Source organism: Nocardia sp. NPDC004604 (genome assembly GCF_040609795.1).
Classification (GTDB): Bacteria; Actinomycetota; Actinomycetes; order Mycobacteriales; family Mycobacteriaceae; genus Nocardia.
In genome coordinates, this window is sequence record NZ_JBEXLC010000066.1 from 38,147 (window position 1) to 47,917 (window position 9,771).

Sequence of the window (9,771 nt, forward strand, 5' to 3'; positions counted from 1 at the left end):
ACCTACGCGGCCGCGCGAGCCAGCCGGTCGACCGCTTCCTCCAGCGTCGCCGCTTCGAAAGTGGTGAAGCACATGCGCATCGAGTGGCTGTAGTCGGTATCGACGGCGAAGGCGGAGCCGGGCACAAAGGCGACGCCGTGGTCGATGGCGCGGGGCAGCAGGCGATCGGTATCGGTGCCATCGGTGAAATCGGCCCATACGAACATGCCGCCGGTGGCGTCGGTGCAGGTGACGCGATCGCCGAAGCGAGTGCGCACGGCGTGCACGAGCGCCTTGGCACGGTCGCCGTAGGCGGTGCGGACGGTATCGATATGGCCGGTGAGCCACGGTTCGTCGGTGAGCAGTTCGGCGACGATCTGGTGGGTCAGCGCCGAACCGCACAGGTCCGCACCCTGCTTCAGCAATTCGACCGCGCGACAGACCCGGTCCTGGGCCACCATCCAGCCAACGCGCAGCGCGGGCGAGAGGATCTTCGAGGCGCTGGAGAGCCGGATCACATTGCGGGAATAGGTCGCCACCGGATCGGGCGAGGGCCGGTCGAACCAGAGCTCACCGTACGGGTCGTCCTCGATCACCCAGAAGCCGTACGCGTCGGCCAGTTCGGCCAACTCGCGACGGCGCGGTGAACTCATCGTGACACCACCCGGATTGTGGAAGTTGCTCACGGTGTGCACGACCGTCGGACGTTCACCACGGGCCAGCAACTCCTTCAGCACGTCCACCCGCATGCCATCGGAATCCAAGGGCACCGCCACAATTCGCGCTCCCGCCGCCCGGAAAACCTGTAGCGCGCCGACATACGCCGGATCCTCGACGACGACCAGTGCACCCGGATCGAGCAGCACCTCGGCGAGCAGCGAAAGCGCCTGCTGCGAGCCATGGGTCACGAACACCTCACTGAGCTCGACCGCACGGTCCAGCTTGGCCGACTCGCGCTGCCGCAGCACATCGCGCAGCGGCGCCCACCCGGGCGACTCGGTGTACTGCAGCACTGCGGAAGTGCGCAGCGCGCCCTCGGCCGCCGCGGCGAGCCGCTCACGCGGCATCAGCTGCGCATCCGGCAGCCCGCCCGCCAGGCCGATCACCTCGGCGCGGGTGGTCAGCGTCAGCAGATCACGGATCGCCGAGCTCTTCAGTCCGGCCAGCTTGGCCGCGAGCGGTGGATTGGTCGGCGACATGGGAAACCTCCGGGAACGCCACGGTACGCGAAACCCCACTGTCCCACATCGCCGCCAAGATACGAAATATTCATCCCATGATCTAAAAAACCGAGCCACTGCTCTCGCACCCACGTGGGTAACTCGCCGGGTACGCCCAGAACTCGATACCCGCCCGACCATCAGCCCGTGACGAGACCCGTCGCGGCACCCGGCGACCGGCAAAGATCCGGGGAGGCGGTCGAGCTCAGATGCGTTCCTTGATCGCGAAGATGACGGTCTTGCCGTCCCGGACCACCGTGGTGACGGTCTGCCGGTACACATTGGTCGTGCCATCTGGACGATGCTCGGTCAGGTCCACCTCGAAGGTGTCGCTGGCGACCTCGGCAATCCGCAGGCAATGCGTGGTGCCGACCGGAATCTGCTCGTTGATGGCCTGCTGGATGATCTCGGCCGTCGACACGTTCTCCGCATCCGGCGCGACGTACTTCCTGGCCCGCTCGCCACTGCGGCCGACGTAGAACTCGTACTGGAAGCCGAGGATCGCGCCAGCGCCGCTCGAGGTGTCGCCCTGGCCATTGCCACGGGTCACCTTGCCGTCCCTACTCGCCGGACAGCTCAGCGCGGCGGAGGTGCTCGGCGGTGGCGGTGATGCCGCCTTCGGGCTGCTGTTGTCGTCGCGGCTGACCGCGACAAAGGTCACCACCAGCGCGAGGACCACCATGGTGGCGGCGAGCACACCGAGCACGATCCACCGCCCCCGCGAACCGGAACGCGACGGGGTCGCGCTGATCTCATCGGAGAGCAGCTTCGGCGCAAGGCGTTTGGCGATCGGATCATCGGCCCAGGACAGGCCGGACGGTTCGGACGGTGGTTTCGGCACACCGCCGGACTCGGTCGGGTTGCTCCACCAGATCTCGCGCTGCTGCGGCGTCGCATGCCGGACGGTGGCCTCGGTGGGATCGGGTTCGGCCGGCGGCTCCGGCCGTCGCGCGGGTGGCGGTGGCGCGTCACCGAATACCGTCGTATCAGGTGCGCGGTACTGCGGGGGTGGCGGCGGCACCGTCTGCGGTTCGTCGGCGGGACGCCAGATCAGCTCGGGATGATCGGTGGCGGGCTCGGGCACCGACCACTGTGGTCGGACCTGCCCACCCGTCGGCGGACCGAATTCACCCACCGGTGGGCCGAATTCGGAGACCGGCGGGCCGAAATCGTCCAACGGAGGACCGAACTCCGACCCGGACTGGTCGGATTGGTTGTTCCTGCCATCACCCTCGGAGCCCACACCAAATCCTTTCCCCAGGACACACGTGTGGGGCGGTCGCGAACGACCGCCCCACCCGTCGAATCAGCTCGTGTCAGTACTGGAGTGACCCACCCCACTGAGTGGTGACCCCGGCAACGTTGACCGTCTGCGGAGCCAGTTCGCCTGGCGGCAACGGAAGTTTAACTTGCGCGGCGGCCTCGAGCGCAGCAGCGCCACCCGGCTGTTCCCGAATCCAGTGCTCGACAGCGGCCTTGGCCATATTTGCCTGCGTGGTGTCGAGGATCACCTCGGTCTTGTTGTCGGCCAGGCCCTCACCACCGGTGTAGGTGGTGACCTTGACGGTGTTGGCGCCGACGTATTCGACCGAGACACCGGCCTCACCCTGCCCGGTCGGGGTGCGGTACCCGATGGTGCCGACGTAGCCAGCGGCATTGTTGAAGTGATGGGTGTTGGCCACATAACCGGGCGCCAGGCTGCCACCGTCGATATTGGCGCCGACCTCCTGGTGCGGACCGTCCATCTCGACAACCGGTGCGGCCGGGGCCTGCTGCAAGCGCGGAGCCGCCCAGCGTGGCTGCTGCACCAGGGTGTCGGTCTCCGGCTGCTGCGCGGTCCTGGCATTCGGATCGCTCGGAGTGGACGCACCCGGCGCGGTGGTACCGGGCTGCGCGGGCTTCGGCTCGGTGCCGGGAGCCGTGTCCGGTACGACCGCGGGAACCGCGGGTCCGGTCTGCCCCGGAACCGGCAGCGGCGCGACGCGCGGGGTAGTGACACCCGGCTGGGTCGGCACCGACAGCTTCGGATCCTTCGGCGGATTCGGCATAACCTGGTTCGGATCCGGCGTCGTGACACCCGGCTGACTCGGTGTCGGCTGACTCTGCGACGGCTTGCCCGGATCCGGCTTGGTGGTCTCCGGCTTGCCCGGATCCGGCTTTGTGGTTTCCGGCTGGCCCTGATCCGTTGGCGCCGTGGTGCCCGGATCGGCCGGAGCAGGTGCCGGGGTGGTCGGTGTACTCGGCTGATCCGGAACCGCCCCCGCCGGTGCCGCGAAGAGAGTGGCCACGGCCGCCGCAGTGGCCAGTGGCAGCGATGTGCTCGCCATCGCTCGCTGCGCCCGACTCGGCTTACGATGTTTCACTTTTCGCAATCCCTTCCCGTGTGCGACCGGTGGGTCACACGCAGTTATCCCTGGTGAGACGCTTAGCCCACAAACGAGGACCGGCGAACGACCAAGCGGCCGTTCGCCGTTCCCGTTGGAAAGGATCGATCCCCCCACACAGAACCTCGCGATCGCCCGCCGATCGCATCTCTGCGGGAAGTGAACCACATGCGCGGCGGACTGGCAACGCGGTGAAAGTCCAGACAAGACAGTAAGACTCGGGGCACGCGAGATCGACCAATAGTCCGCTCACCGCGGAGCGAGTTTTACGAGCGACGTTCGCGGCCCGTCTCCACCCGTCGCCCGACCACCACCCCTCGTCGAATCGCTACGCGATGCTGAATATTGGGGGCTGCGAACACGCCGCGCCGCAGGCGCGACAAATCGAATACAGCTGTGTTAGTCCAGGTCGTCGTGACGCATGAGCAGGCGCGCGGCCTCGGTCACCGAGCCGGTGAGCGATGGGTACACCGAGAAGGTCTGGGCGAGATCGGTGACGGTCAGATTGTTCTGTACCGCCAGGGCGATCGGCAGGATGAGCTCCGAGGCGATCGGGGCGACGACCACGCCGCCGATGACCACACCGGTCGCGGGTCGGCAGAAGATCTTGACGAAACCCCTACGCAGACCCGACATCTTGGCCCGCGGATTGGTGTTCAGCGGCAGCATCACCGTGCGCGCGGGCACCTCGCCATTATCGATGGCGGTCTGGCTCACGCCGACGGTCGCGATCTCGGGACGGGTGAAGACCGCCGAGGCCACCGTCTTCAGCCGGATCGGGCTGACGCCCTCGCCCAGCGCGTGGTACATCGCGATACGGCCCTGCATCGCGGCCACCGAGGCCAGCGGCAGCAGGCCGGTGCAGTCGCCCGCCGCGTAGATACCGGGCACCGAGGTCCGCGACACCCGGTCCACCCGCAGGTACCCGCCCCGGTCGAGTTCGATGCCGACCCGCTCCAGTCCGAGGTCGTCGGTATTCGGGATCGAGCCGACGGTCATCAGCGCATGCGTACCGGTGACGGTCCGGCCGTCGGAAAGTTTGACCACAATGCCCTCGGCGGTGCGCTCCACCGCATCGGCGCGGGCATGCTTGACCAGTTCGACACCGCGTTCGGCGAGTGCGTCCTCGAGTACCAGCGCGGCATCGGCGTCCTCACCGGGCAGCACGCGGTCGCGGCTGGAGACCAACTTCACCTGGACGCCCATCTCGGTATAGGCGGAGACGAATTCGGCACCGGTCACACCGGAACCGACCACCACCAGGGTCTCCGGCAGTTCTTCCAGGTCGTAGAGCTGGCGCCAGTTCAGGATGCGCTCGCCGTCGGGCTCGGCGCCGGGCAACACGCGCGGGCTCGCACCAGTGGCGATCAACACAACTTCGGCCTCGATGGTCTCCTCGGTGCCATCGGCCAGCAGCGCGCGAACGCGGTGCGCGGCCAACCCGGTGGCCGGATCGCTGAGCTGACCGCGTCCGGCCAGCACCGTCACTCCGGCGGCCTGCACCTTGGATCGGATATCGGAGGACTGGGCCAGCGCGAGCGCCTTCACCCGCGCGTTCACCTCGCCCAGTTCGATCTGCGCCTGACTCGGATCGAGGGTTATGCCCAGGTCACGGGCGCGACGCAGATCGGTGCGCACGCCGGTCGAGGCGATGAAGGTCTTGGACGGCACGCAGTCCCACAGGACGCATGCCCCGCCGATGCCGTCGCAGTCGATCAGGGTGACCGTTGCTCCGTGTTGCGCCGCAACCAAGGCCGCTTCATAACCGGCCGGTCCGCCACCGATGATCGCTATGCGGGTCATGGATACCTCCGCTCGAGCTGTTCGACCGGGATCTCCGGTGCCGGTAAACAACGTTAGCTGGCGAACACACGGTCATCTCGCCGGGATAGAGACGATGTGCGCAGGTTATTGGATACCCTTGCGTCGTGCCGATCTACGCCGCCTACGGGTCGAACATGGACTCGTCCCAGATGCTCGAGCGCTGTCCGCACTCCCCGATGTCCGGGACAGGATGGTTAGAAGGCTGGCGCCTCACCTTCAGCGGAGACGACATCGGCTGGGAGGGGCCGCTGGCGACCGTCGTCGAGGAGCCGGACTCCCAGGTGTTCGTCGTGCTGTACGACGTATCCCCCGAGGACGAACAGCGCCTCGACCGCTGGGAGGGCTCCGACTTCGGCATCCACCGCAAGGTCCGGCTGCGCGTCACGCCGAGCCCGGGTAGTGGTTCCGACCCGATCCTCGCCTGGCTGTACGTACTCGACGCGTACGAGGGCGGGCTGCCCTCCGCGCGGTATATCGGTGTGATCGCGGACGCGGCCGAAAAGGCTGGCGCACCAGCGGAATACGTGCACGCGCTGCGCACCCGCAACAGCAAGAACGTCGGCCCGGGCTTCTTCGGTAGCTGAGCGGAAACGAAAGCGGCCGATCCGTTCGGATCGGCCGCCTCCAGGTGTTTGCTGTCAGCCCGCGTTCAGCACGATCTTGCTGAGCACCCGGACACCCACCGCGAGCGCGCGCTCATCGATATCGAATGTCGGCTGGTGCAGATCCAGCTGTTCGCCGTGTCCGGACCAGACCCCGAGGCGGGCCATCGCACCGGGCACCTCCTCCAGGTACCAGGAGAAATCCTCACCGCCGCCGGACTGCGGGGTGTCGGCGAGAGCGTCCGGGCCGAGTGCGCGGATCGCGTCCTCGAACATCCGGGTCGACTGCTCGTCATTGACCACCGGCGGCACGCCGCGCTTGTAGTTCAGCTGGTAGCGCACCCCGGTCGGGGCGAGCAGGCCGTCCACGATCTCGCGCACCATCGGTTCCAGCAACGACCAGGTCGCATGATCGCCGGTGCGGATGGTGCCGGTGAGCATGCCGGTCTGCGGAATCGCATTGGGTGCCTTGCCAGCACTGACCGCACCCCACACCATGACGGTGCTGGTGCGCGGGTCGATGCGGCGGCTGAGCAGTCCGGGCAGCCCCGTGATCACGGTGCCGATGGCATAGACCAGGTCGCTGGTCAGATGCGGGCGCGAGGTGTGCCCACCCGGCGAATCGAGCACCAATTCGATGGTGTCGGCAGCCGAGGTGATCGCACCGACCCGGATGCCCAGCCGACCGACCTCGAGGCGCGGATCGCAGTGCAGCGCGAAGATACGGTCGACGCCCTCCATCGCACCGGCGGCGACCATATCGATAGCACCGCCCGGCATCACCTCTTCGGCGGGCTGGAAGACGAACCGCACGCCGACCGGCAGTTTCTGATCGGCCAGCGCGAGCGCGGTGCCGAGCAGGATCGCGGTGTGTGCGTCGTGTCCGCAGGCATGTGAGACGCCGGGGACGGTCGAGGCGAAGCTGAGTCCGGTGAACTCCTGCAGGGGGAGCGCGTCCATATCGGCGCGCAATCCGATCCGCGGCGCGTCGGCCGGACCGATGTCACAGAGCACTCCGGTGCCGTTGGGCATCTTCTGGGGCGTCAACCCGGCCTTGGTCAGCCACGACGAGACGAATTCGGTGGTCGCGAACTCGGTGCGGGACAGCTCCGGATTGGCGTGGATATGTCTGCGCCACTGGACAAGGTCGACGGTGTGCTCGGCAAGCCATGCCTCGACCGCTTCCTGCCCGGTCTGTGCGATGTCCGCAGCGGCGCTGCGCGGATCAACCGTGATCACGCGTGCTGCCGCCTCGGGACCCGCCGCGCGCGCCGTGGGGCGGCCGGTAGTGCTCACCGAATGTCCTCCTGTCGTTGAACGAGCCGTTGCAACAACCTGTCTCTATGTACTGCATCGCAGGCCACCGCGATAGCGGTACGTGCGAGGGCGATCGCACCGTCGGCAACCGCGCGATCCGCCGAGGCGTTGATACTCGCCGCGGCGAAGCCGGGCTGATGAGTCACCGCCCCACCGGCATCGATGCCGATGACCGGATGGATGCCCGGAATGACGTTGGTGACGTTGCCCATATCCGTACTTCCGAGCGGTCGCTGCGCCTCGAGTTCCGGTGCGATCGGCACCCGGCCCAAGCCGATGATCTGCTCGCGATAGGCACACAGTAATGCCGAATCGGGGGTTAGCTCGGTATATGTCGGCGCAACCGTCCGGATTTCGTGCGTGCAGCCGGTCGCCAGCGCACCCGCCTCGAAACAAGCCGATGCCCGTCGCATCAGATCGTCGAGGGATGCGGAGTCGACTGCACGTAGGTAATACAGCAGTTCCGCACGTCCGGGAACGATGTTGGGGGCTACGCCACCGTCGCTGACTATACCGTGCAGTTGCTGTCCAGGGCGGAGATGTTGGCGCAGCAATCCCAGAGCAACCTGCGCGACGGTCACCGCGTCGCCCGCATTGCGGCCCAATTCCGGCGCGGCACTCGCATGCGCCTCCAGACCGTGGAACACCACCGACAGATCCGCCAGCGCCAGCGAACGCGCGTCGACGATCTCGTAGGGGCCGGGATGCACCATCAGCGCCATCGCGACATCGTCGAAAGCGCCGCGCTCCAACATCAGCACCTTGCCGCCGCCGCTCTCCTCGGCGGGCGTGCCGAACACGACGACGGTGATGCCGAGCGCATCGGCCACCTCGGCCAGGCCCAGTCCGGCGCCGACCGCGGCGGCGGCGATGATGTTGTGCCCGCAGGCATGTCCGATCTCGGGCAGCGCGTCGTACTCGGCGCAGATGCCCACGGTGAGCTCGCCGGATCCGTAGCTGGCGCGGAATGCGGTCGGCAGTTCGGCGATGCCGGTCTCGATCTGGAAGCCGCGCGCGGCCAGCGGCGCGATGGTCTTGGCGACGCTGCGAGTCTCCGCGAAGGCCAGCTCGGGTTCGGCGTGGATGGAATGCGAGAGTGCGATCAGTTCGGCCGCCGCGGCCAGGATCGCGGCATCCGAGGCCGCCGAATCCGCGCCGCCCGGACCGACCGGCGCGCAGTCGCCAGCGGCGTGCGCGACCTGGTTATCCGTGCGTGATTCGGGCTGCCCGCTGCGCGGTGGTGGCATGGCACACAGTGTTGCACTGCGCCGCCGATCGAGCGCACCCCGCGCCCCGGGCGCGATGGGCTAGCGCGCTTCCGAGATTGCGATCAGCCTGACGTTATTCCCCGGCGAACGCCAGATTCTCCGGAGTAGTGGGCGTCGCGAGACCGGCGAGCGCCTTGGCGTGCAGCGCGCGCTTGATTACCGGCAGATTCGGCTTGCGATTTGCCGCGAGTGCGGCAGCGCGCTCGATCGCGGACTTCAGCAACTCATCAGCATCGGCCTTCGCATCGACAATGCCCGCGGTAATGGCCTCGTCGGCGGCGAAGCGGTGCCCCGCGGTCATGGCCTGCACGCAGACCTGGTTGGTCAGTCGTTCGGTGAGCAGCGCGTTCATACCGACGGTGAACGGCATGCCGAGGTGCACCTCGGGCAGGCACCAGAAGCCGCGGTCCGCGCGCATCACCCGGAAGTCGTGCGAGGTGGCCAGCATGGCGCCAGCGCCGAAGGCGTGGCCGTTGACGGCGGCCACCGTCGGCATCTGGAAGGTGAGCAGCCGGATGTAGATGCTGTGCACCCGGTCGAGGTAGCCGTGCATCTTGTCCACATTGCCGAACAGCCAGTCGGTATCGAGGCCATTGCTGTAGAACTTCCCGGTCGCCGTGGTGACCAGCGCGGCCGGCCCCTCGGACGCCTCCACCTGGTCGAGCAGCCGGTGGAATTCATCGATCCAATCCGGATGGAAACGGTTCTCGCTGTCGGTCTGCCCCTCGCCCCCGAGGTAGACGACGAACACATCCCCTTCACGTTCCAGATACGGCATGCGTGCAGCGTAACGGTGTACAACAGCACACCTACTCGCGGGTAGCAAACATCCGGCGGGCCTGTGCGCGGCCCATCTCGCGTCCGCACGGAGCTGCGGCGATCGAACTCAGCTGAGTCGAAGCGCATGCGCCGCAGGCACGAATCTCGGCCAATGGTGGGTGCACCTCGGCGCCACACTGCCCGCTAGAGGTGACCACCACGGAGCGAGTCTTACGAGCGACCGTTCGCGGCCCGTCTCGCGCCCGAGCCGAAGGCTCGGCCATCGAACTCAGCCGAGTCGTCGAAGCGCATGCGCCGCAGGCACGAGTCTCGACGGCTCGGACGCGAGGCCCACCCGTCGCCCGACCACCACCCCTCATCGAATCGCTACGCGATGCTGAATCTTCGGGGCGCGGAC

The 9,771-nt window shown here is 67.5% G+C and carries 8 protein-coding genes; 1 reads left to right on the forward strand and 7 read right to left on the reverse strand.

What is annotated here, in order from left to right; all coding sequences use genetic code 11:
- Nucleotides 1-2: 2 nt before the first annotated feature.
- The 4 genes from ABZW16_RS23620 to ABZW16_RS23635 all read right to left on the reverse strand — a co-directional run bounded on the left by ABZW16_RS23620 (nucleotide 3) and on the right by ABZW16_RS23635 (nucleotide 5,386).
- The gene (locus tag ABZW16_RS23620; RefSeq protein ID WP_354958133.1) at nucleotides 3-1,178 is read right to left on the reverse strand and encodes a PLP-dependent aminotransferase family protein; all 1,176 of its coding nucleotides are present in this window, start codon (nucleotides 1,176-1,178) and stop codon (nucleotides 3-5) included.
- Nucleotides 1,179-1,404: 226 nt separating this feature from the next.
- A complete protein-coding gene (locus tag ABZW16_RS23625) occupies nucleotides 1,405-2,376 on the reverse strand; it encodes a hypothetical protein (RefSeq protein WP_354958134.1) in 972 nt (323 codons plus the stop codon).
- Between the two features lie 139 nt (nucleotides 2,377-2,515).
- Nucleotides 2,516-3,526 carry a hypothetical protein gene (locus tag ABZW16_RS23630; protein ID WP_354958135.1) on the reverse strand — a complete coding sequence of 337 codons (1,011 nt, stop codon included), beginning with the start codon at nucleotides 3,524-3,526 and terminating at the stop codon, nucleotides 2,516-2,518.
- A 456-nt stretch (nucleotides 3,527-3,982) separates the two neighbouring features.
- On the reverse strand, nucleotides 3,983-5,386 hold the full coding sequence (locus ABZW16_RS23635) for an NAD(P)H-quinone dehydrogenase (RefSeq protein WP_354958136.1): 1,404 nt from the start codon (nucleotides 5,384-5,386) through the stop codon (nucleotides 3,983-3,985).
- Nucleotides 5,387-5,511: 125 nt separating this feature from the next.
- Here ABZW16_RS23635 and ABZW16_RS23640 point away from each other — a divergent pair, with 125 nt between their 5' ends.
- Nucleotides 5,512-5,991 (forward strand): gamma-glutamylcyclotransferase, encoded by a 480-nt coding sequence (locus ABZW16_RS23640; RefSeq protein ID WP_354958137.1) that lies wholly within the window; start codon nucleotides 5,512-5,514, stop codon nucleotides 5,989-5,991.
- Nucleotides 5,992-6,045: 54 nt separating this feature from the next.
- Here the strand turns inward: ABZW16_RS23640 and ABZW16_RS23645 are convergent, their stop codons facing one another.
- The 3 genes from ABZW16_RS23645 to ABZW16_RS23655 form a co-directional block, all read right to left on the reverse strand.
- Nucleotides 6,046-7,212 (reverse strand): M20 family metallopeptidase, encoded by a 1,167-nt coding sequence (locus ABZW16_RS23645; protein ID WP_354958145.1) that lies wholly within the window; start codon nucleotides 7,210-7,212, stop codon nucleotides 6,046-6,048.
- An 89-nt stretch (nucleotides 7,213-7,301) separates the two neighbouring features.
- Nucleotides 7,302-8,573: a M20 family metallopeptidase gene (locus ABZW16_RS23650; RefSeq protein WP_354958138.1), complete on the reverse strand. Its 1,272-nt coding sequence runs from the start codon at nucleotides 8,571-8,573 to the stop codon at nucleotides 7,302-7,304.
- A gap of 94 nt (nucleotides 8,574-8,667) precedes the next feature.
- Nucleotides 8,668-9,372: an enoyl-CoA hydratase-related protein gene (locus ABZW16_RS23655; RefSeq protein ID WP_354958139.1), complete on the reverse strand. Its 705-nt coding sequence runs from the start codon at nucleotides 9,370-9,372 to the stop codon at nucleotides 8,668-8,670.
- Between the last annotated feature and the right edge of the window lie 399 nt (nucleotides 9,373-9,771).

Bases quoted from the DNA above. Each gene is read 5' to 3' on its own strand.
- ABZW16_RS23620 (WP_354958133.1), bottom strand. From the start codon at position 1,178: ATGTCGCCGACCAATCCACCGCTCGCGGCCAAGCTGGCCGGACTGAAG.
- ABZW16_RS23630 (WP_354958135.1), bottom strand. From the start codon at position 3,526: ATGGCGAGCACATCGCTGCCACTGGCCACTGCGGCGGCCGTGGCCACT.
- ABZW16_RS23635 (WP_354958136.1), bottom strand. From the start codon at position 5,386: ATGACCCGCATAGCGATCATCGGTGGCGGACCGGCCGGTTATGAAGCG.
- ABZW16_RS23650 (WP_354958138.1), bottom strand. From the start codon at position 8,573: ATGCCACCACCGCGCAGCGGGCAGCCCGAATCACGCACGGATAACCAG.
- ABZW16_RS23655 (WP_354958139.1), bottom strand. From the start codon at position 9,372: ATGCCGTATCTGGAACGTGAAGGGGATGTGTTCGTCGTCTACCTCGGG.